The organism is Lysinibacillus parviboronicapiens (assembly GCF_003049605.2).
In the GTDB taxonomy this organism is placed as follows: Bacteria; Bacillota; Bacilli; order Bacillales_A; family Planococcaceae; genus Lysinibacillus; species Lysinibacillus parviboronicapiens.
Map to the genome: position 1 here is coordinate 4,427,773 of NZ_CP073713.1, position 22,801 is coordinate 4,450,573.

At 36.0% G+C, this 22,801-nt stretch carries 23 protein-coding genes; 6 read left to right on the forward strand and 17 right to left on the reverse strand.

Annotated features, from left to right (window positions below; genetic code table 11):
- Window positions 1-132 precede the first annotated feature (132 nt).
- The gene (locus C9J31_RS21410; protein ID WP_107948803.1) at window positions 133-1,059 is read right to left on the reverse strand and encodes a manganese-dependent inorganic pyrophosphatase; all 927 of its coding nucleotides are present in this window, start codon (window positions 1,057-1,059) and stop codon (window positions 133-135) included.
- A gap of 356 nt (window positions 1,060-1,415) precedes the next feature.
- Between C9J31_RS21410 and C9J31_RS21415 the strand changes: the two genes are divergently transcribed.
- The gene (locus C9J31_RS21415; RefSeq protein WP_238602067.1) at window positions 1,416-2,207 is read left to right on the forward strand and encodes a GNAT family N-acetyltransferase; all 792 of its coding nucleotides are present in this window, start codon (window positions 1,416-1,418) and stop codon (window positions 2,205-2,207) included.
- Between the two features lie 265 nt (window positions 2,208-2,472).
- On the opposite strand, the gene C9J31_RS21420 is transcribed toward C9J31_RS21415, so the two are convergent.
- Window positions 2,473-3,339 (reverse strand): MurR/RpiR family transcriptional regulator, encoded by an 867-nt coding sequence (locus C9J31_RS21420; RefSeq protein ID WP_107925407.1) that lies wholly within the window; start codon window positions 3,337-3,339, stop codon window positions 2,473-2,475.
- A gap of 374 nt (window positions 3,340-3,713) precedes the next feature.
- Entirely contained in the window at window positions 3,714-4,943 is a 1,230-nt protein-coding gene (locus tag C9J31_RS21425; RefSeq protein WP_107948799.1) for an MFS transporter, read from the reverse strand.
- A 204-nt stretch (window positions 4,944-5,147) separates the two neighbouring features.
- On the opposite strand from C9J31_RS21425, the gene thrC reads away from it, so the two are divergent.
- Genes thrC through C9J31_RS21440 form a run of 3 tightly spaced genes read left to right on the forward strand, consistent with a single transcriptional unit; the run spans window position 5,148 to window position 7,810 of the window.
- Window positions 5,148-6,200, forward strand: coding sequence for a threonine synthase (gene thrC, locus C9J31_RS21430; protein WP_107925403.1), 1,053 nt, complete (start codon window positions 5,148-5,150; stop codon window positions 6,198-6,200).
- Window positions 6,197-7,090, forward strand: coding sequence for a homoserine kinase (gene thrB, locus C9J31_RS21435; protein ID WP_107948797.1), 894 nt, complete (start codon window positions 6,197-6,199; stop codon window positions 7,088-7,090). Before thrC ends, thrB begins: the two co-directional genes overlap by 4 nt.
- A gap of 54 nt (window positions 7,091-7,144) precedes the next feature.
- Window positions 7,145-7,810, forward strand: coding sequence for a 2-hydroxy-3-keto-5-methylthiopentenyl-1-phosphate phosphatase (locus C9J31_RS21440; protein ID WP_107948795.1), 666 nt, complete (start codon window positions 7,145-7,147; stop codon window positions 7,808-7,810).
- 87 nt (window positions 7,811-7,897) lie between these two features.
- Here C9J31_RS21440 and zupT read toward each other — a convergent pair whose 3' ends face one another.
- The 7 genes from zupT to C9J31_RS21475 all read right to left on the reverse strand — a co-directional run bounded on the left by zupT (window position 7,898) and on the right by C9J31_RS21475 (window position 15,072).
- On the reverse strand, window positions 7,898-8,707 hold the full coding sequence (gene zupT / locus C9J31_RS21445) for a zinc transporter ZupT (RefSeq protein ID WP_107925397.1): 810 nt from the start codon (window positions 8,705-8,707) through the stop codon (window positions 7,898-7,900).
- A 171-nt stretch (window positions 8,708-8,878) separates the two neighbouring features.
- On the reverse strand, window positions 8,879-9,487 hold the full coding sequence (locus tag C9J31_RS21450; RefSeq protein WP_107948793.1) for a phosphatase PAP2 family protein: 609 nt from the start codon (window positions 9,485-9,487) through the stop codon (window positions 8,879-8,881).
- A 277-nt stretch (window positions 9,488-9,764) separates the two neighbouring features.
- Window positions 9,765-10,664 carry a hypothetical protein gene (locus tag C9J31_RS21455; RefSeq protein WP_107925393.1) on the reverse strand — a complete coding sequence of 300 codons (900 nt, stop codon included), beginning with the start codon at window positions 10,662-10,664 and terminating at the stop codon, window positions 9,765-9,767.
- A gap of 443 nt (window positions 10,665-11,107) precedes the next feature.
- Window positions 11,108-11,722, reverse strand: coding sequence for a response regulator transcription factor (locus C9J31_RS21460; protein ID WP_235616347.1), 615 nt, complete (start codon window positions 11,720-11,722; stop codon window positions 11,108-11,110).
- On the reverse strand, window positions 11,706-14,009 hold the full coding sequence (locus C9J31_RS21465) for an ATP-binding protein (RefSeq protein WP_235616343.1): 2,304 nt from the start codon (window positions 14,007-14,009) through the stop codon (window positions 11,706-11,708). Before C9J31_RS21465 ends, C9J31_RS21460 begins: the two co-directional genes overlap by 17 nt.
- Complete coding sequence (gene comX, locus C9J31_RS21470; protein ID WP_054768231.1) at window positions 14,000-14,158, reverse strand: competence pheromone ComX; 159 nt, start codon at window positions 14,156-14,158, stop codon at window positions 14,000-14,002. Before comX ends, C9J31_RS21465 begins: the two co-directional genes overlap by 10 nt.
- 11 nt (window positions 14,159-14,169) lie before the next feature.
- A complete protein-coding gene (locus C9J31_RS21475; protein WP_107948791.1) occupies window positions 14,170-15,072 on the reverse strand; it encodes a polyprenyl synthetase family protein in 903 nt (300 codons plus the stop codon).
- A 491-nt stretch (window positions 15,073-15,563) separates the two neighbouring features.
- Between C9J31_RS21475 and C9J31_RS21480 the strand changes: the two genes are divergently transcribed.
- Window positions 15,564-15,941 (forward strand): inorganic diphosphatase, encoded by a 378-nt coding sequence (locus C9J31_RS21480; RefSeq protein WP_054768229.1) that lies wholly within the window; start codon window positions 15,564-15,566, stop codon window positions 15,939-15,941.
- A 44-nt stretch (window positions 15,942-15,985) separates the two neighbouring features.
- Window positions 15,986-16,183 (forward strand): hypothetical protein, encoded by a 198-nt coding sequence (locus tag C9J31_RS21485; RefSeq protein ID WP_107925387.1) that lies wholly within the window; start codon window positions 15,986-15,988, stop codon window positions 16,181-16,183.
- Between the two features lie 52 nt (window positions 16,184-16,235).
- Here C9J31_RS21485 and C9J31_RS21490 read toward each other — a convergent pair whose 3' ends face one another.
- The 7 genes from C9J31_RS21490 to menC form a co-directional block, all read right to left on the reverse strand.
- The gene (locus tag C9J31_RS21490; protein ID WP_107926905.1) at window positions 16,236-16,550 is read right to left on the reverse strand and encodes an antibiotic biosynthesis monooxygenase family protein; all 315 of its coding nucleotides are present in this window, start codon (window positions 16,548-16,550) and stop codon (window positions 16,236-16,238) included.
- A 1-nt stretch (window position 16,551) separates the two neighbouring features.
- Window positions 16,552-17,562 (reverse strand): siderophore ABC transporter substrate-binding protein, encoded by a 1,011-nt coding sequence (locus C9J31_RS21495; protein WP_054769969.1) that lies wholly within the window; start codon window positions 17,560-17,562, stop codon window positions 16,552-16,554.
- Between the two features lie 60 nt (window positions 17,563-17,622).
- Window positions 17,623-18,384, reverse strand: coding sequence for an iron ABC transporter ATP-binding protein (locus tag C9J31_RS21500; RefSeq protein ID WP_107926907.1), 762 nt, complete (start codon window positions 18,382-18,384; stop codon window positions 17,623-17,625).
- Entirely contained in the window at window positions 18,381-19,334 is a 954-nt protein-coding gene (locus C9J31_RS21505; RefSeq protein WP_107948787.1) for an iron chelate uptake ABC transporter family permease subunit, read from the reverse strand. The genes C9J31_RS21500 and C9J31_RS21505 overlap by 4 nt, the downstream gene beginning before the upstream one ends.
- The gene (locus tag C9J31_RS21510) at window positions 19,327-20,277 is read right to left on the reverse strand and encodes an ABC transporter permease (RefSeq protein WP_107926911.1); all 951 of its coding nucleotides are present in this window, start codon (window positions 20,275-20,277) and stop codon (window positions 19,327-19,329) included. The genes C9J31_RS21505 and C9J31_RS21510 overlap by 8 nt, the downstream gene beginning before the upstream one ends.
- Before the next feature lie 288 nt (window positions 20,278-20,565).
- Window positions 20,566-21,621 carry a YkvI family membrane protein gene (locus C9J31_RS21515; protein WP_107948785.1) on the reverse strand — a complete coding sequence of 352 codons (1,056 nt, stop codon included), beginning with the start codon at window positions 21,619-21,621 and terminating at the stop codon, window positions 20,566-20,568.
- A gap of 65 nt (window positions 21,622-21,686) precedes the next feature.
- Window positions 21,687-22,793 (reverse strand): o-succinylbenzoate synthase, encoded by a 1,107-nt coding sequence (gene menC, locus C9J31_RS21520; RefSeq protein ID WP_107948783.1) that lies wholly within the window; start codon window positions 22,791-22,793, stop codon window positions 21,687-21,689.
- Window positions 22,794-22,801 lie beyond the last annotated feature (8 nt).

Genomic DNA, 22,801 nt, shown 5'->3' on the forward strand with positions numbered 1-22,801 from the left:
CGAAGCGACAGCAGCACTTTTCTGTATCAAAAGCGTGTATCGAAAGCGTAGCGGCTGGCTAAAATCGCTTGTTTTCAATCAATATTACTATCAAAATTTCTTACTTTTGACTTATCGGACAACCCTTTTTGATTATTTCAATGCGTCCGTTAATACTGGCACGATTTGTTTTTTACGGGATACAACACCCGGTAGTATAACACGATTATTCACAAGCTCTGCCCCAAAACCTTTTGCTGCAGCTTCTGCCACTTGCCCAATCGCTACCGCTGTTGAATCATTGTTTAAAATATCCGTCACAACAAAGAAGAATAAATCTAAACCATTTTCAGCAACATTCTTGTTTAATAAAATTTCTAACTCTTCTTGACGTCCAAGCACATCCTCAACATCAACAGCGTTTACTTGCGCAACTACAGATTTATATTCACCAAATTGGAACTCTTTTGCGTCTAGAGATAAAAGATCTTCTAATGACTTATCTGAAAGGTCTGCGCCCGCTTTAAGCATTGCTAAACCATATTCTGCAACATTTACACCTGCAATGTTCGCTAACTCTTCACCAGCTTTCACGTCCTGCTCTGTGCATGTAGGTGATTTGAATAAAAGTGTATCTGAAATAATTGCTGAAAGCATTAAGCCTGCAATGTTTGCAGGTACCTCTACGCCATTTTCTTTGAAAATTTTATTTAAGATTGTTGCTGTACAACCAACTGGCTCTGCACGGTAATATAGGGGATCGGCTGTTTGGAAGTTTGCAATACGATGGTGGTCAATGACTTCTGTAATTTGTACTTCATCAATACCGTCCGCTGATTGTTGGAACTCATTGTGGTCTACAAGAATTACCTTTTCCGCTTCTCCTACTACGGATGTGATGAATCGTGGTGCTGCAAAGCCGAATTTGTCTAATGCAAATTGTGTTTCGTTGTTCAATTCACCAAGACGTACAGCCTCAGCATTCTCACCAATTTGTTGTTTTAAATATGCATATACAATAGCAGATGTAATTGTGTCTGTATCTGGATTTTTATGGCCAAAAACTAAAACTTTACTCATTGAAAATATTCCTCCTAAATGGCGATACCAATTTTATTTTTATTCTATCATACCTTTTAAAATAAAATTATATAAAGTAGAACTTTAATCGTGTTTTTCCATATGTATATTAGCTTATCTTAATCCGTTATGAAGAGATACTAAACTTTAGTATTTCTCTCTTTTTAATTGATTAGCTATTTTTTACCATCCTTTATTTAACATTTAATATTGAAAACTGATTTTATATTAAAATTACTTCACTCAAATAGATATATAGTTGCGTTTTATTATTCAAGAAACCATAATTTTATGCTATCATCATGTAGTCTATATGTTAGGAAATACAGGAAATGGGGATTACGATGACGAAGAAGATGGAAAAAAAGTATATTCCTTTAGCAAGCTATTTTGAAGTAGCTTCGCAACAGGACATTACTTTATCCTTTAACGCACTAGAAAACATTATGGGGCAAGCCTTACCGAATGCTGCTTATTTAAATAAGAGCTGGTGGAAAAAAACAAAGCCTCCCCTCACTCATTATTTATCATGGACAAATGCAGGATATTATGTCATTGATGTCAAGCTCGGTACAAGTGTCACTTTCTCTCGCAATCAAGCGAAAGCCTCATCAAGCGATATTTCTGAAAATAATGAAAATCCTTCTGCATACATAATCAGAACAATTGAAGCATCTGACGCTCGAGCATTTATTCTGTTACAAGAAGAAATCTTCCAGCAAACTGACTTTATGTATAATGAGCACAATGAGTTAGATTTGACAGTACAGCAGCTTCGTAAAAATTTAGCTTATTGGAAGCAACTAAAAAACCGCACTATTTTGTTGTGCGTTTTAAATGGTCTTTTTGCGGGTTATGCCGTTATTCACGGCAGTAAACATTCTAAAGCCAAACATGTTGCTTCTGTTCGTCTGGCAGTCAAGGACGAGCATCAACAAAAGGGCATCGGCGCATCACTAATGAAAGCAGTCGAAAAATGGTCAACACAGAGAGATATATCACGCTTAGAATTATCTGTTATGGAACACAATGACGTTGCCATCAATCTTTTTAAGAAGTTTAATTTTCAACATGAAGGCACCCGCCAAAATGCTATTAAACTAAACAACACTTTTTTCAATGAACATATTATGAGTAAGATGTTATAAACATTTTGTCGCAAGTCTCCAAAGGTCTGAAGTGCCGGCGGGGTCTTGCTTAAATCATTTCACTTACGCTACACATACATATGCTTCTGTCGCGAATAACGATTAGGAATATCACATATTGTTTTTCTTTTATCGTTAAAAAATAGCAAAGACATGCTCTAAATTACTGCTTAAGCATAGGCCCAACTCCTCTAATAAATCTACATTTTAAAAGCAAAAAACGCACAGAAAAGTAAATGCTACTTAAACTATGCGTAATACGCTATCAAAACACTTGCTTTTCTCTTGCAGCATCTAGGAATAATAAATTATTCTCCACTTGTTCATATGATTGCTGATGCTGCGTATATTGTTCTTTATCGTGACTAATCATTTCCTCTATCAATGCATGCATAAACGAAAACAGAACTGGCACAACGTCGAGTGAAGATTGATTCTTCATGCCAAGTGCAAATAGTGCACTTGCATAATCTCTTATTGGTGACAATGCTGATCCGGTAATGACAATAATTCTTACTTTTTTCATTTTTGCAATTTCAACAATTGTTTTTACATCATTCGTATGCTTATCACACGAAAAGACGATTAACGTCGTGCACTCACCCATACTGTTAATTTGTTGCACAATATCTTCTGAATCTGTACGTAGTTGTTTAACATTCGGTCGTAAGGTTTTCAACGTATAGGATAACCAGTTTGCAATGGAAGCAGATTGACGCGCACCCAGTATGTAAATAGTATCAGCTTCATGCATCCATTTTGAACTTTTCTGAAGCATATTATCGTTAATAAGATGAATGGTATCTTGAATATTTTGTATATCACGTTGCATGACCTTACTAAAGCTTGAATTCTTTTGTTTATTGGAAGGATATGTAGCAGTAAGATGAGTTCCCTCATTTTGAGACATTAAGTAACTTCTAATTTCCTCTTGCAGCTCCACATAACCTGACAAATCCATGGCATAACAAAAACGGATCACTGTTGATTCACTCACATTAGCCTGTCTACCAACTTCAGCCGCACCATTGGCAATAACGACTGTCGGATTATCTGTTACAAACTGTGCAACCTTACGTTGCCCCTTTGACAGTCTTACAAACTTTCTTTTTATATGTTCATTTATACTCATTCCTAACAACCTTTCTTTCAAAGAAATTATCACGAATGGAGATTGTTCCCTACTGACTCTAAATTCGATTAAAAATACAGTATCATGATTGCTATTTGAATACAATGACTTTTCAGAAAAATCTTTAATGCTTTAAATCACTAATACAGTAGTTCGTAATAAAATGACATAAATTCGCTATATTTTCATTATCCATAGTTACTTTATCAACTTAGTTCCTAGGGTGAAAGTTTATACTGATTTTTCATTTTAACAGATTTACAACAAAGGTGTATATTAATTAATAAAAGTTTATTTTTATGTATTCATAAAGAAAATTATGTATAAAAAATGTCTTGAATTCTTAGTGAATTCAAGACATTACTATATTTTTGTTATTCTAATTCTGTTTGTTTTGTTTCAGTGCCTAACAAGATTACGCCAATAACACCAATAATAATTGCTCCACAGAAAATAGCAAAGATAAAGCCAATGTCATAACCAGCAGTTAACAGTGAACCAACTAATAGGGGACCAAAAATACCACCAATTCGTCCTACTGCCGCGGCCATCCCAGCACCTGTGCCACGAATAATAGCTGGATACTGTTCTGGTGTGTAAGCATATAACGCACCCCATGCTCCTAAGTTAAAGAATGATAAAAACATGCCTGATGTTAGTAGCACTGCCATTGTTTCTGCATTACCAAAAATGAAAGCACTTACAGCTGTCCCAATTAAATAGGAAACAAGTACAAACTTTCGACCAAATTTTTCTATGAACCACGCTGCTGTAAAATAGCCTGGTAGTTGAGCTAGTGTCATAATGAGGACATATTTAAAGCTTGTAATCATGTCAAAGCCTTTTCCAACCATTACGCTAGGTAGCCATAAGAACATTCCATAATATGAAAATACAACAGTAAACCATAACACCCATAACATCAATGTAGCGCGTGCATATTTTTTCGACCAGACATCACGAATATTTTGGAGAATGCTCCGTTTCTTAGATTCAACCTTTACTGTAAACTGTGGTGAGTCTGGTAAATGCCAACGAAGATAAATTGCATACACCGCAGGTATTGCAGTTAATAATAATGCTACACGCCAGCCCCATGTAGGTATGACAAAATAAGAAATAAGTGCAGCAATTAACCATCCTGCAGCCCAGAAACTTTCAAGTAATACGACCACTCTGCCACGTTCTTTCGCTTCTACGCTCTCCGATACAAGTGTCGATGCGACTGGTAATTCTCCACCAAGCCCCATACCTACTAAGAAACGTAAAGCCATAAAAGCAACAAGTGTTGTTGTAAATGCAGACAAACCACTTGCAATCGAAAATAACACAAGGGTCCACATAAATATTTTCTTGCGCCCTACTTTATCGGCAAAAACACCGAAAACGAGTGCACCAACAGCCATACCAATGGAGTTTACACTTCCAATCCAACCCATTTGACTAGAATTTAAACCCCAATCTACAGCTAAGGCTGCAATGACGAATGATAATATCCCGACGTCCATTGCATCGAAAAGCCAACCGACACCTGCTACGCCCAAAAGCTTATTTCGCGAAATAGACTGCTGTGGCTTATTAGTTGTTACTGTATTTGTTGTCATTTTAATCACCTGTCTTTACAATTGACTTTACATCATGAGTTTACTATACAGTTGTTTCAAATAAGTGACAAGTAAAATTCAAATGACCGAATTGTTTAGACAATTTCTGAATTGCTATTGAAAACATAGGGCGATTTGCGTTAAAATGTCTTTTATACAAAAACAACTGTTCTTCCTATAAGAACAAAAGGAGATCGTACCGTTATGTGGAAAGGCCTTATTGAAGAATATAAACAATTTTTACCCGTAACAGAAAATACACCTGCACTAACTTTAAACGAAGGCAATACGCCTCTTATACATTTAGTCAATCTATCTAAAAAACTTGGCATTGAGCTTTATGGTAAAATTGAAGGTGCAAATCCAACTGGCTCTTTTAAAGACCGTGGTATGGTATTTGCAGTAGCAAAAGCTATTGAAGACGGTAGCAAATGCGTCATTTGCGCATCTACTGGTAACACTTCTGCCGCTGCTGCTGCTTATGCAACGCGCGCCGGTATCCAATCAATTGTTGTTATTCCAAAAGGAAAAGTTGCGCTTGGTAAATTAGCACAAGCAACAATGTACGGGGCAAAAATTATTGAAATCGACGGTAACTTTGACGACGCATTAAATATTGTGCGCCAAGTGAGTGAAACTACACCAGTCGCACTAGTAAATTCAGTGAATCCTTACCGTATCGAAGGGCAAAAAACGGCTTCATTTGAAATCGTAGACGCTTTAGGAGCTGCACCAGACTATCTATGCATTCCAGTCGGTAACGCAGGGAATATTACGGCTTACTGGAAAGGCTTTAAAGAGTATAACGATGCGAAAAGCTCTGGCTTACCAAAAATGTACGGATTCGAAGCTGAGGGTGCTGCAGCGATTGTAAAAGGAGAGCCTATTGCGAATCCAGAAACAGTAGCAACAGCCATCCGTATTGGTAATCCTGCAAGTTGGAAATATGCTGAAGCAGCACGTGATGAATCTGGTGGCATTATTGACTCTGTAACAGATGAAGAAATTTTAGCAGCTTACAAACTAATTGCTGGAACTGAAGGAATCTTTGTTGAGCCTGGATCAGCAGCATCATTAGCTGGTGTCATCAAATCAGTTGAAAATGGCAAGATTGCACAAGGCTCTAAAGTTGTCACAGTCTTTACTGGTAATGGCTTAAAAGATCCTGACACTGCCATGAACGTATCAACAGTGGATGTTGTATCTCTTAAAAATGATGAAGAAGAAATTCGTAAATATATCGAGGGCGTACTATGAGAAAAAAGTGGCAAATCTCAGTTCCTGGGAGCACAGCCAATTTAGGCCCTGGCTTTGACTCAATCGGACTTGGCTTGTCTCTTTATTTAAAGCTAGATGTTTCTCTACAGGATAGTTGGGAAATCATACATCTTGATGATAACGGTCCTAGTGAGTTTGAGCTCGAACAACATTTACTATACGTTATTGCAAAAAAGATTGCTGATCAATATGGTAAGGAGCTTCCTTCTTGCCGTGTTGCACTGTCGAGTGAACTTCCATTAGCACGTGGTTTGGGAAGTAGTGCTGCTGTTATCGTTGCAGGTATCGAGCTTGCCAACCAAATATGCGAACTAGGGTTAACAGTCCAAGAAAAATTGAATTTATCTTCTCAAATTGAAGGACATCCAGATAATGCAACCGCCTCTGTATTGGGCGGTTTAACAATCTCTTCGATGGATGAAAACGGTATGGTAGATACATTCCATGTAAGCGATATCGAGGCCTCGTTCGTCGTATTTGTGCCTAATGTTGAACTAAAGACAAGCGAATCTCGCTCCGTATTACCAGAGCAATTTGAGCGAGCGTATGCAGTACATGCATCGGCAAATGCAAATATGCTTGCAGCTTCATTAATGGCACGCGATTTTGAACGTGCAGGTCGTTATATGGAAGCTGATTTATTCCATGAGCCTTTTCGCTCAACATTAATACCTCAATATGCAGAAATCCGTGCGGCTGCCAAAGTATATGGCGCATACGGTACAGCGCTAAGTGGTGCAGGTCCGACCCTGATTTCTATCATTCCCACGACTATTGCCGAAGACTTTGTTACAGCAATGGCCGTAAAATTTCCTGAACACCATATTATCCTAACTAAAGCCGATGAGTATGGTGTACAAGTAATATGATTTAAAACGTCTACTCCCTAGCAGTAGGCGTTTTTTCTTGAAGGAGGAAATATTTTGGAACCAATTATTTTCTGTGATTTTGATGGTACTATCACAGCAACTGATAATATCGTCTCCCTTATGACACATTTTGTTCCAGAAGAATCAGAAAAAATTGCTAAAGCAATGATGGCACAGACGATTACCTTTAAAGAAGGTGTCACAGCTATGTTCGAGCTACTATCCACTACTCAAAAAGACGATGTTATTCAATATTTATTAGATACAGCTGTCATTCGTGAAGGCTTTGGTGAATTTGTTCACTATGCACACGAACATGCTATTCCATTTTACGTTGTTAGTGGCGGCGTAGATTTTTTCATAGAGCCGATGCTAGAAAAGTTCGGTCCATTTTCAGGTGTTTATTGTAACAGTGCCGATTTTTCAGAGAAGCAAATCACACTGATCTATCCAAACAGTTGTGATGAGGAATGTGCCAAGTATGAGAGTCAAGGCTGTGGTTGTTGTAAGCCAACAGTTATGCGGAAAGTTGCGCATAACGATCATTTCAAAATCGTTATTGGTGATTCCATCTCTGATTTTGAGGCAGCTAAACAAGCTGATTTAGTCCTTGCCCGGGATCATCTAATTACGCGTTGTGAAGATTTACATATTTCACACAAGCCCTTTGAAACTTTTTATGACTGCTTAGAAGCCATAAAAGAGCTTGTAGAGGCTTAAAAAAGGAATCTAGCTGGATTGGCTAGATTCCTTTTACTTTTACTATATCCTTAAACGGTAAACACCCATTAATTTTCAAGTATTGGTTTATGCTAGTAATACTAAGCTAACAGCCATTACAGCCATTCCTGCTACCAAGCCATACATCGATAAATGTGTTTCATCGTATCTTTGTGCAGCGGGCAGTAATTCATCCAGTGATATAAATACCATGATCCCTGCAACTCCTGCAAATACAATTCCAAACATAACATCAGTTAAAAAAGGCATTAATAGTAAGAACGCCACTAGAGCACCTACAGGCTCTGCCAACCCTGATAAAAAAGATAGCTTAAATGCTTTTTTACGGTTTCCTGTTGCAAAGAAAATCGGCACTGATACTGCGATTCCCTCAGGAATATTATGAATCGCTACAGCTATCGCAATAGCAATTCCGACATTAGGATCATTTATGGCAGACATAAATGTGGCAATGCCCTCTGGGAAGTTATGAATCCCTATCGCAAGTGCGGTAAATAGCCCCATCTTCATTAAATGATCTTCGTCGACCTGAGGTTTTATGGCATTTACATCCTCAACTAGTTTCACTTCATGTGGATTTGTAGCTTTCGGAATAAACTTATCAATTAATGCAATAAATAACATCCCACCAAAAAAGCCTGCTATTGTCATCCAATAACCATTGGTTGTACCTAATGCATTCGTTAGAGCATCCTTGGCCTTCACAAAAATTTCAACAAGCGATACGTAAATCATAACCCCTGCTGAAAAACCAAGCGCTACTGATAAAAATTTTGTATTTGTTCTTGATGTGAAAAACGCTATTAAACTACCTACACCTGTTGCTAGTCCGGCAAAAAGAGTTAACCCTAATGCCAATAATACATTACCTTCCATTCCCTTCTTCCTTTTCCCTTTTTGTTATTGTACTCATCTTAACGTAGAAGTTTCCTATGTGCAATTCTTTTTTACTAGGCTAATATTAAACAACTAAGCATACCTTATATTTCTAGACGAAAAAGCAGCACTCTATTCCCTACGAATAAAGTACTGCTTTCTAGTTATTTGCTACTCATTATCTTTTTCTATTCTTCGCTTACGTCGTTCATACCAAATAACACAAATGATGAACCACGTAAAACCGACGCTCCATCCTGCCAGTACATCCGACGCAAAATGACGAGCTCCTGCTACACGTGACATACCGATAAGTATCGTTAGCACAATCGCCACAATCCACAATTGTACTTTACGAACCTTCCTATTATTTTCCGCTAATATATAAGCAGTTGCAAACAAATATAGGATGCCTGTCATAGCATGTCCAGAAGGAAAACTAAAGGAAGTTAATTGATCTTCAATTTCAGGTCGTGGTCGTTGCACCCACTTTTTCAATAATTGGTTTAGTACATTTCCAGCTGCAAATGTTAGTAGAATAAAAACCAAACCACGGTAATTTTTCATCTGCCAAGCTAGATACACCATTAACACAATCGCTACACAAACTACAAATATAGGCTCACCGATATAATGAAAAACTTCAATTAAACGATTGCCCAATAAAATATCTGCCATTTTGGCATCGAAGTTTTCTATAGTTTTACTTTGATAACTAGCATGTAAAACAAAAAAGAAAAAAAGTGTTAAAACTGCCAATGGATATGCCCATTTTTTCATAATTGCTTTCACCTCAAAACACACTCTATATATTTTCACATCATATCATATATACGTGCAATTAGAGGTAATAAGCAAAATTCTTCAAGCGCTTCTTGACATAACAACATCAGTTTGCACTCTTTACTTGTGCAATTACAATTGTTTCTTCATCCGGTTTATGGAAATAATTTGATAGTGCTAGTGCAACAATAAATAAAATCACAATTATAGGTAGTATTTTTTTAAACAACATAAACACTTCCTTATCATACAGAGTTTTTTGGCCCATAGTCGATTACTTTAATAATACAGGATCAAATAACCAATCTTTTGGACCGAAATTGCGGTCCTTTTCTCCCTTCACTTCTCGAGATATATTATTATTGATAATTAATTCTCTGAACCTTCTACTGAATAATGTTTTTCTGTAAAGATATCTGCCATCATGGCTCCACTCAGCTGAAAAGAATACATCTCCCTGTAAGTTCGTTATATCTTTTCGATTATAACTATCAGGGCCGTTGATAACACCACTCAATCCGCATCGACATGGTGGTTGTTCTGTCGCAAAATACAATTTAACTCTTTCTGAGCTACATGTCGGAAGCATTTGTTTTGGTATTATTTGATAGGCAGGCTGCTTTCCTAGTTGTGGTCCTTGATGGATTACCTCCAGAAGATCGTAACCTTCTATGTTCTCTTGTTTCATTAAAGTCACCAATTTTTCTGAAGCTACCCAATAACCGCTTACATGTACTAGATGACGATCCTCTATTTTGGATGTATCAATAACTAATGGCGAAAGTTGCTCTTTTTCCATTAGGCCACAATGCTGACAATATGTGCTTATAGAAAATAAGGTTCCTCTGTCATCCAAAAACATTTCTGGTGAGTTTCCTGTCGAATTTAACGTAAATAATAATGCTTGCTCGTATTCGCTATCTGAAAAGTCGAAGTAAAATCGTTCCCCTATTGAAACAATACCTAATTCATGTTCTAAAGATTTATATAAATCTGCCACCTGTTCATACGTTACATCTTCATTTAATGTAAATATTGGATTAAAGGATGCTTTTAAATTTCTTTTTCTTATTTCCGGCGCACCTATAAAAATACCATAGCGATTATAAACTTTAATGACCTGATCTTGACTAGATTCATCTATAGAAAATAAATTTTCAAGTTCTACTTTCAAAATATACGCCTACCTTTATATAAAGTTTTATCGTGAAGTATGTTTCTAGCTAGTAACATTTTTAGGTAATCTAACATAGTCTACTTTATTCATAGATAGCCAGGCAGCTTATTTTAAACGAAAATCTCATCTTGTATTATTACCCACTACAGCAAATTTACTTAACCACGATTATCTTAAGCGTAACAGCACTTATACCGACATTTCAACGTCGGGTTTACGCCAATTTTTTGGCGGACATCGGAGGTTTTTTTGGCGTGAATTGGCGGGCCAAAGAAAAACACCGCCAAAATTTGGCGGTGTTTTTTAATATTTATAGGTATTATGTAACGCTTATTTGTTTTATTTACCCAAAGGAAAATATAGTTATTTATTTGGTAATAAATTGAAGAACATTTATTTGAAAAATATCCCATTTACGAATATTGTAGCATATTAAAATACTAGAGTAAATTCATTCTTTCTGCAAGGTCTACAGCTTCTGTACGAGAATCTACATTTAATAAAGTAAACAATTGTGTTAAATATCTCTCAGTTGTACGCTGCGGAATATTTAATTCTATCGCAATGGCTCTATTCGTATGTCCCTCTGCAATGAGTCTTAATATTTTCTTTTCTTTTTCATTTAAATGAATATCAAGCTTTGCATCCTGTAATTTAAATCGATTATCTAGGAAATCTAAGAAATTAATAGGAAGAACAATTTCACCATTGCCAATTGCACGTACAGTCCGCAAGATTTGATCCTTAGAAGCTGTTTTAGCTAATATCCCTTCTATTTTCCGCTCTAAGATAAGTGAATAGTAATCGGTTATGTCGTCTCCCGTATAAAGAATAATTGAAGCATTTGATTGTATCGCTTTAATATTTCGTGCTAAGGTAATGCCATTTTCTAGTGGCATGTTTATATCAATCAAATAGATATGATAAGGCATTACTTTAATTCTCTGCAGTACACATGTAGCATCGCTTTCTGTGTCAACGACGATATCGTCATCTTCTTTAAATAAATTTTTCGTTCCCTCTAAAACTATAGGGTGATCATCCACTATGAGCATCGTAATCAAGTGTGTCACTTCCTTCTTTTACTGTTATCCGAATGGACATCCCTTCATTGATATTTGAAGTTATATAAAAATGACCATTAAAGGCTTTTACGCGTTCCTGCATACCCTTTATTCCCATGGAATCAGTTTGTCTAATGTCTCCCACATTACACCCCACACCATCATCATTGTAGATAATTTCAAACCCATCTGTCATTTCTTGGAGGTGAATTTCAACTATCGTTGCATAGGAGTGCTTTAACGCATTGTTAAGTAGTTCCTGAAAAAGTCGGTAAATCATTAAATTCATACGTTCATCCTCTAGATAAAGGCGATCAATTGTATAAATTAAATCATAATTGGACCTTTCTGCTACTTTACGAATTAGCTTCTCTAGTGCAGCATTCAGCCCTAATGTATCCAATAATGGTGGCTTCAAATTTTCACAATATGCTCTTAAATCGTGCAAGGATGTTACCATTTGTTCATGAATCTTTGCAAGCTCTTGTTGAATATCATTGGTGTCTTTCGCATGAATAAGTACATTAACTTCTCGGGCAATATGAAGCTGTTCTTGTAGATTTGTATCATGTAATTCTTGAGCCAATTGATATTTTTCTTCTTCAAATCTTAACCATAAAAGCTTGTTTAGCCAAGGTAGTTGACCATCATCTGCTTGCTTCATATGTTTTAGTTCCTCTAACAGTTCTTCCACCAGCTTAGTATTCTCAATAAAGTTATTTACATATAATAGTAGCAATTCAAGCCACAAAAGTTCTTCATCTTTTAGATGAATTGAATTGTTATGTCCTAAAACTAAGACCCTTTTACAATGAGCATCTTGGTGGAGGAAGGCTAGATAAACTGTGTCAACTTTGCGTATTTCTCCTAACCTTAAATCTTCCATTAAGTCTGGATTAACAGGAATTTTCCCCTCAACCATTGAAGTAATTTGATTGGTATCATACTCATAGGTTAATACATATACTTGCTCAAGTTCGAGATGTAATGACACCTCTTGAGCGAATTTCTCTAAAAGTTCTTCTATTCTAATTGTTTTACCTATCTTATCTACAGCTGTGTACAACTGATGAATATAATCTCCCTTTGTTGAAAATAATATTTTACGCTTTCGATAATCTACTTTCTCTTTTATGTAAAACAGGATAATTAACGATATGAACGTAAAGAAGAAAATCCCCGATAAAACAGTTAAAGATAATAACTTATCCGTAATCCAATAAAGCCCAAAAATAAACCAAAGAGTAAATATAAGCGAAAAGATAATATAATAGCGAAGCCGTGAAATGTGATATTCTATATCAAAAAGGCGCTCCGTCAGTTGCGAAAAAATAAAACTAAATGGAATTAATAATAAAAATAAAGCACTTACCTCAGCTGAAAGTATAAATTGATGAAACAAGAGATTAGGCAATGCATACAAAAACAGAAATGGTAAAAACGGAATCATTAAACTAATTAATAATATTTTTAATTGTGGTGTTTTATATTTTATATAGCTTAGTAATAAAATACTAAGAATTAATAAGAGTAAGATGAAGAAACATGCTAATACAATATTAGAAAGTAAAATACCAGTAGAAGGATAGATAATGCCGATTATGCTAAATAATATAGCAATTACGGGTACAATATAGAATAGTTTAATGTTATTAGCGAACAGCCAATTAGTCTTTAAAAAAGAAAAATAATTTTTCATGAAATTTAGTAATACTACTAAACAAAGTATCATGCTACTACGATTAACAATAATCCCTATTTTATTCAAACCACCAGATGCGCCAATACTAACATAAGCCAAAGAAACGAAGAGCATAAATAAGATGAGCAAACTTAAAAGTGGTGTGTTTTTTTGTTTATAATGCAAATAAAAAGCGATAATTAAGGTTAAAAGGAAATAGCATAAAGGAATTATTAATAAATAATAAATTTGCTCAGGTATATCAAAATTACTTATTTGTACTTCTATGATTTGACCATTGGGCTTCAAAATCGTTAATGCATTTGCAGCGCGGACTATATTATCATATTTTACATTTGGGACATCATCTATTCGCACATCATTTACTTTTAAAATAACATCCCCTGTTGATATATCGTTCCCATTGGCCCATTGTTTATAGTATGGGTCTACTATGATCCAACGTTCATTATCTTCTTTTACCTCTAAACCCAAATAAGGCGTGCTATAAGTAACATAAAGTAGATAAAAACCCAATACTAAATAAATACTTATAACAAGCCAAAAATATTTCTTTATAATATCTATTAACTCCAAAGACCGTTTTCCACACATAATTCATCTTCAAAAGACTCTAAAATTGCCTTTTGTTCAATTGCAGAAATTCCGATTAATGAGGCTTTGTGTTCGATTAATAGCGCAACTAGGGATGGGTTTTTTTCTAGATACTGAATAACATTAAGCATACATTCTCTCCTCATTTCATTAGTTTTTTTAAGTACTCTTTACTGGCATTACTCAAAGCTACACTTTCGAGATCATATAACGCCTTATGTTTATATATATTTTTAATTGACATTGCATAGCGGATAGCACCACCCGCTGTCAGCTCTTTTTCTATAGCATTATTATCTAAAATTGTAACTATATCACCATTATAATAGTTCCTAACTGATTTCGAAACATTATTTTCCTTTGATAAAAGATAAATAATAGGTAATGAATACTTTTTATTTAAAAGATCATTTTTTCGTCCCCATGTTTTCAAACTTTGAATATCGTTCTTAATTTGCTGGATAATGCCTATATATTTGCCATATTCCTCAACTTGTGTAGACACTATACCTTTTGCAAGCGCTTCCCCAATTAAACAACTCATCCCCGTCAATGAACCTGATTTCTGCTCAATCATCTGTAAATACGATTGCTCTTCACAGCAACCATTGAGTAAATCTAGCTGTTGACCATTTATACTGAGCAAAGCATACTTCTCAAGGGTTTCTACAGCTAAACCTCTATGCCTAAAGGAAGTCTCACGGATATTTTTGGAAGCCATAACAAGCATAGCTATTGCAATATTTAACGATAGCTCAGGTGTATTGCTCCAACTATAGTCTGCATCCTTATCTTGTAAGTCATCGATAATATCATAAGACAGTATAAGTAGCTCAATAGCTGCTGCAACCTTGTAAATGTCCTCATTCAAACAATCAGTAAATGCTTCATAGTGCAAAATACATAGTTTACCAAAAGTATAACCAACTATTTTTTTCTCTTCTTTAAAGTTCTTTAGCATTGCCCTTAATTCCATGCCTATCAACGTCTCTGATTCAATAAGAATGTCCAATGATTCATTAATTTGATTATCTAACCACTCCAATAGTCCTCTCCTCCGTCGAATGTATTAATAAATATTATATAGAGTATTGGCAATTAATACTATGAATCTTTAGATAATTTTTATGCTTTTCTTTTTTCAGGTGGTTAATTTGAACTGTTGCCTTTTCAATCTTATTTTTATCTTCGCAATACATTTTCATTAAAATGGCGGGATTAGCTTCGTGCCCGCCATTTCGCGCCACAAAAACACCCATGTCCGCCAGAAAAGTGGCGGAAACTCACCATTGAAATGTCAAACTTCAAAATGATAGGATTAAATTAACTCATATGATAAATAATGTTATTATATCAAATAAATAAAGGATAAAAATACCTTTTATCTTAAGTGTTGGATAATAAAAGCTTTAAAAGAAACAGATAAAATATGTATGTAAATAATTTTTCTTTAGTGTTTTTAAAACTGACAGCAACTTATCCCCTTTGCCTTTCTCAAGTTCTACACTTAATAAGACTACTTAAAGGAGGTTTTCTATGATAATGAATTATCTTTATACACAGGTAAAAGTAAAGGTAGACAGACCTTTAGGTTCAAAACATCCTAAATATAACTTTGTTTACCTTGTTAATTACGGCTTTATCCCGAATACTATTGCTCGAGACGGAGGAGGGATAGATGCATATATCCTCGGTGAATTTGAACCGCTAGAGACCTATGAAGGGAAAGTAATAGCGGTTATTAAAAGAAGGGATGATATTGAAGACAAGCTTGTTGTTTCAAACCGATTTTATACGACTGAACAAATTTGTGCTTTAATTGAATTTCAAGAAAGGTTCTTTTCAGCTCAGATAATTACGGAATTCAATCTAGGCATTAGCATTTCTCAACCTTCTAACAAACTCCACCATTAAACATGTGCATAACAATACTCATAGGGAAGGGAAAGGGAAAGCAAATGATTGTAAATCTAAAGAAGAATTTTTTAATCATCGGTTTATTAACCTTTATCGGTGTGATGTTGGGCTTATACATTAACACCTACTTTGTTCATAAAGAAATTATGCATATGACCAATACATGCTTTGAAAATAAGGGCGTTCCAACAGTAAGCAAAGGGTTTTTGTCGATTTCTTGGTCACTTACTTGTAAATAGGGTCGAATAGTAAAATAAAAACGCCCTGACCAATTTGTCAGGGCGTTTTTATTTAACCTTTTACGTAATACACTTCTTGACCGCTTTCAACGATATAATCGGGTTTTGGCTTACCTGCATTTGCTTTATGACCAGCAATATGCTCGGGGCTCTTTTCCCAGTTCTTCCATGCCTCTTCTGATTCCCAGCGAACCATAATTAGCACTTCTTCGTCACCACGTCGAATTTTTTTTACTAATACTTGCTTGTCAATAAAACCTGGTTGTTGTTCAAGTAATGATGGGCTATCTTTTTTTGCACCGAAACGAGCAACAATCTTTTCAGCATTACCTTCTGTTACGACCATACGTTTAATTTGTACAAACATATTATTTAAATGCCTTTAAAACATCGTCAGCTTTTGCAGTTTCAGATGTAATACCGCCACCTGATAGGTACCAATATTGTGGATCTAGGTAGAAAATTTTACCGTTTTTCGCAGCGTTAGTTGCGCCAACGATTTCATTTTCGATTGCAGCTTTCGTACCAGATTCGCCTTCAGGATTAACAGCAGCATCACGGTCAACTACGAATAATACATCTGGGTTAGTATCGCGTACATATTCGAATGATGCATTTGCACCATGTGTAGAAGCTTCGATTTTATCATCAGCAGCTTTCACGCCAAATACATCGTGAATCACACCAAAACGTGAACCAGGACCATATGCAGATAATGAACCTTCAGAGCCTAAAACGATTAATGCTTTTTCTTCAGATGTAGCAGTTTTAGCTTTGATTTCTTCTACTTTTGCTTCATATGCAGCAAATGCATCAGCAGCTTCTTGTTCTTTACCAAAGATTTTACCAGCTAATTCAGTATTTGTTTTGAAAGAGTTTACGAAATCAGCGTTATCCACACCAACGAATACAGTTGGCGCAATTTTAGATAATTCTTCGTAAGCAGATGCTTGACGACCAGAGATGAAAATAATATCTGGATTCATAGATGATAATGCTTCAAAATCAGGCTCTTTTAAAGAACCAACATTTACATAAGTTGTATCTGTATATTTACTTAAATATTCAGGAACTGATTTTTGTGCAACACCAGCAACTTCAACACCTAAAGCGTCTAAAGTATCAAGGAAACCATAGTCAAAAACAACAACATTTTCTGGTTTTTTATCAAGTGTTACTTCTTTAAATGTTTCTTCACCGCTTGTGCTACCTGGGATAGTAATTGGGTAAGCAGTTGCTTCATCTTTTTGTTCCTCAGCAGGCTTATTATCTGTTGTTGAACCTTTATCTTCTTCTTTTGTGTCTTCTTTTGAACCACATGCAGCTAATACTAATAGCATCATAGCCATTAATACAGTAAGTAATTTCCAATTCTTCATTGTAAAATTGCTCCTTTTTGTTGTTTATTTTTTTGTAGATGACCTAGACCATCTTTGTTACTATGAGTTGAAATATACGCAAATGCGGCAACCGTTCTGTTCTTGAACAGGAATATCCATATCATAGATTTCCTTAAGCGCATCCGAATTAATGATGTCATGCGTTGGCCCGTCTTTGACAACGCGCCCATTTTTTAATGCTACGATATGATCGGAGTACACCGATGCAAAGTTAATATCGTGTAATACAATGACAACCGTTTTTCCAAGTTCATCCACCAGTTTACGCAAAATTTTCATGATTTGCACAGAGTGCTTCATGTCTAAATTGTTTAGTGGCTCATCGAGTAGGATATAATCTGTGTCTTGTGCAATTACCATTGCGATAAAGGCACGTTGACGCTGACCACCTGATAATTCATCCAAATAATTATGTTGGAGATCATCTAAATTCATATATTGAAGTGCTTCATCTACTTTTAGCTCATCCTCTGGTTTTAGATTCCCTTTTGCATATGGGAAACGACCAAAAGAAACAAGCTCACGAATTGTTAGACGAACATTCATATAGTTTGACTGCTTTAAAATCGATACGCGCTTTGCAAAATCGTCTGATTTCCAACGACGTACATCCGATTTATCGAGTAATACTTCCCCCGTGTCTGCATTAAGTAAACGGCTTACCATTGAAAGCAGTGTTGATTTACCAGCACCATTAGGTCCAATAAAGGATGTGATTTTCCCTGGTGTAACCTCTACACTGACATCTTGAATGACCGGTTTTTTTCCAAAATACTTAGAGATTTCTTTTACTTGGATCATCCTGCTGACCTACTTTCCTTCAGTAATAAGTAGATGAAGTAAACGCCACCTACAAAGTTTATAATAACGCTAAGTGTTGTATCGAAGTTAAAGACACGCTCAACCATCCACTGACCACCGATTAAAGCAACAATACTCATTACACAAGAACCTGCGATTAACACCGAGTGCTTGTACGTTTTGAAAAACTGATACGACAAATTCGCCACAATTAGACCGAAGAACGTAATCGGCCCAACTAACGCTGTAGAAACGGCAATTAATATCGAAGAAAGTATAAGCATGCGCTGTACAAGCTTGTCATATGGTACCCCTAGGTTAATTGCTGTATCACGTCCAAGAGACATAACATCTAATTGGCTCATATGACGCCAGCCATAAATAAAGGTAATTAAAATAACAATACCTGCTAGCCATACTAAATCCGAATTAACATTATTGAAGCTCGCAAACATTTTACTTTGTAAGCTTAAAAACTCATTCGGATCAATTAATACTTGGAAGAACGTTGTAACACTTCCTAAAAACGTTCCGACTATCATACCGACAAGCAGCAGGAAGTAAATCGGACGTTTTCCTTCTTTGAACAACACACGATAGAAAATCAATGCAAAAATAATCATTGCTGAAACAGCTAATAAGAAATTATATTGTGCATTAATAACAAACACCGACATTGAGCCAAAGAAGTAGTAGATAATTGTTTGAACTAACATATATAAAGCATCAAGACCCATCACACTTGGCGTTAAAATACGGTTATGTGTAATCGTTTGGAAAACAACCGTAGAATAAGCAATTGCAATTCCTGTTAACGTCATCGCAGCTACTTTGATTAGGCGACGTGGAAATGCATAATGGTAGTTGCCATTGAGCTCGTAAAATACATATAGCAATACAGAAGCTATTGCTAGCGCTACTAAAACCAACATTCTTGAACTATTACGCATATGCTCTCCCCCTAAATAACATAATTAGGAAGATTGCACTTCCGATGACACCAACTGTCATACTAATCGGAATTTCATATGGGAAAATAAGAATACGCCCTAAAATATCACAGAATAATAAGAATGACATACCAAGTAATGCTGTATGCGGCAATGTCTTCGCCAAATTGTCCCCTTTGAATAGCGAAATAATATTAGGAATGATTAATCCAAGGAATGGAATCATCCCAACCGTCAATACCACTGTTGTTGAAACAAGTGCTACCAACACTAACCCTAAATTCACAACAAATTTATAGGAAAGACCAAGATTTTTTGCAAAATCCTCACCCATTCCAGCTACTGTGAAGCGGTTCGCATAAATGTAAGCTATTATCAGCACGGGTACACTTATGTATAAAAGTTCGTAACGACCTTTCATCAATAATGAGAAATCTCCCTGTAACCACGCAGAAATGTTTTGGATAATATCTGCCTTATACGCAAAGAATGTCGTAATCGACGATAAAATATTCCCGAACATTAAGCCAATAAGCGGTATAAAAATCGCATCTTTGAACTTTATTCGATTTAATATTTGCATAAAGAGAAACGTGCCGGCTAAAGCAAATATGAAAGCGAAGGAAATTTTTTGGAAGTACGTGACATTAGTGAAAAACATCATTGAAATTAATACTCCTAATTTCGTTGCGTCTAAAGTTCCTGCTGTCGTTGGCGACACGAACTTATTCCTACTTAAGCTTTGCATAATTAAACCAGCAATACTCATACCTGCCCCCGCTAGCAAAATTGCCACAAGTCTCGGTATACGACTAATTAAAAATAGTCTAGTTTCCTCTGATTCGAAGTCTAATAGGTCACTCGGCTTAATATCTACTACACCGATAAACAACGACACGATAGACAACACTACAGTTGCTGTTAAAAGATATCTTATTTTCATTATAATCCCCGGTAGATTCATTTTTGTTCGTGAATCATCTTCTAGTGAAAATGATTATCATTACTCACGATTCTCATTATAAGCGTGTTTCTTTTATCAGTCAACCTTCAAATGAGAATTATTCTCGCTTTATTTTATATTGACTAAAAATTAAGTATAAATAAAGATATATCGACATTTCTGACTTTCTTTTTAAGACAATAATAAATTAATATTCTGCATTTTCTTAGCCAAATGAAAAAGGTAATTGAGAATAAAGTATTTTACTTTTCTCAATCACCTTCTTAATCAGGCTAAACGACGTATTCCTCTTAGCCATGCAAAGACAATAGTCGCGACTAAAATAAAACCTAGATACCCCATTACAGCATATAATTTCGATACAAGTGTTGTGAAACCCGCAAGACTTGCTAAAAAACCTAATACACCTATGAAAATCACAGCAACCTTAAAGCTTGGCTTTGTTGGCTTAAAGAACCGTACCATGAATGAGTAAAACATCCCAACCGCTGTATTATAAATCATCCCCAGTAATGATAATGACATTAATAGACCAATGATCGGATGTATTTCATTTGCTAAGGCCAGCATCGGGATATCTAGTCCACCAATGATATTCATCTTTGCTAGTAGTGAGAGATTAATAAGTAAGATTAATGCTCCTAGTAGAATTCCTCCGATAATGCCTCCCATTCCCGCCACCCTTTCATTGCGAATCGATCCACACACCACGGTCAGAAGTGAAAAACATACACCAATATTAAAAGACATGTATAGTAAAGCCGTGAGCCACCAGCTTTTTGCTTCTACTCGTAATTGCTGTTCAGCAATCACCACTTGTTCTGCAAAGGATAATTCCATAGTCCCTAATGAATAAACAGCAATAACTGTTACAACTGCTAGCAAATAGGGTGTGGCAATAGCAATGATGTTAATGATACTTTTCACATTCATCATCACTGTGACAATTGTTAGGGCTATCATAAAAATACTCCCCATCCAGACCGGCAGGCCAAACATTTGCTCAAAAGTAGCGCCCGCTCCAGCAAACATAATTACAGCCACGCCAAATAAAAAGAGTGACAGTAAATAATCCATCACGAAACCAAGAGTATTACCTGAAATTTGATAAATCAAATCCTTATGTGATGTTGTACGCAATCTTGAGCTAATTTGCGCAATACACATTCCTACAAAGGCAAACCCTAATGTAGCAATAAGTGCACCATAAACTCCCTTATAGCCATAGCTCGTAAAGTACTGTACGATTTCCTGTCCTGATGCAAACCCCGCACCGACGATTATTCCTACATAGGCACCACCGATTTGCAAACTCTTTTTCAATCAATTCTCTCCCCGTTAATTTATCCCATGCTCGCAGGCACTATGATTCCCACCTATTAAAATCTTTATCTATAAACTTTTTTGCTAATAGTCAATTTTTCTATTACGTCCATTTTAGGCGTATAGCCAATACCAATGGACTGTGGAACACGTATATAGCCATCTTCTACAACCACTTCAGGTGTAATAATATCCTCATACCAATAATGACTTGAACCTGCTGTATCGCCAGGCAAGACAAAATTAGCGAGTGACGTTAATGCAATATTATGCGCTCGTCCGATTCCAGCCTCTAACATACCACCGCACCAAACTGGAATATCCTTTTCTTTACAAAAGTCATGAATTCTCTTGGCTTCAGTTAAGCCACCTACCCGTCCAATTTTGATGTTTATGACACCACAGCTACCCAGTTCTACCGCCTTGCGAACATCCTCCAAAGATGTAATACTTTCATCTAAACAAATGGGCGTTTTTAACTGCTTTTGTAGTTTGGCATGGTCTACGATATCGTCGGCTGCAAGTGGCTGCTCTATCATTAATAAATTGTATGCATCAAGTTGCTGTAACACGTCTATGTCATGTAGGGTATAGGCAGAATTTGCATCCACCATTAATGGCAAGTCTGGAAATGTAGCACGAACAGCACTTATCACTTCAATATCTTGACCCGGTTTTATTTTCACTTTTACACGCTTATAACCCATTCCTACATAACCTTTTATCAAATCTAATAATTTTTGGATGGAAGATTGAATACCTACGCTAATTCCAACCTCAATCATTTCCTTACTTCCACCTAAAGCATGGGCAAGTGACTGCTTCGATTGCTGTGCATATATATCCCACACAGCTCCTTCAATCGAGGCCTTTGCCATACAATTACGTCGAATGGGGGTGAACATAGCACTAACCTCATCCGGATGCACAATATCTTTATGTAGCAAGATAGGCATTAAAAAGTCCTCTAACATATGCCATGTCGTTTTTAATGTCTCCTCTGTATACCACGGTGCGACAAAGGCAACCGCTTCCCCCCATCCAATCGTCCCTGTAACATCCTTTACTTCTAGAAGTAATAGTTCTTTTTCATGAACTGTCCCAAAGCTTGTTTTAAACGGGGCTTTCATCGCCATTTTCAGATGTCTAATTGTAATTTCTTCTATTCTCACAAGAATTC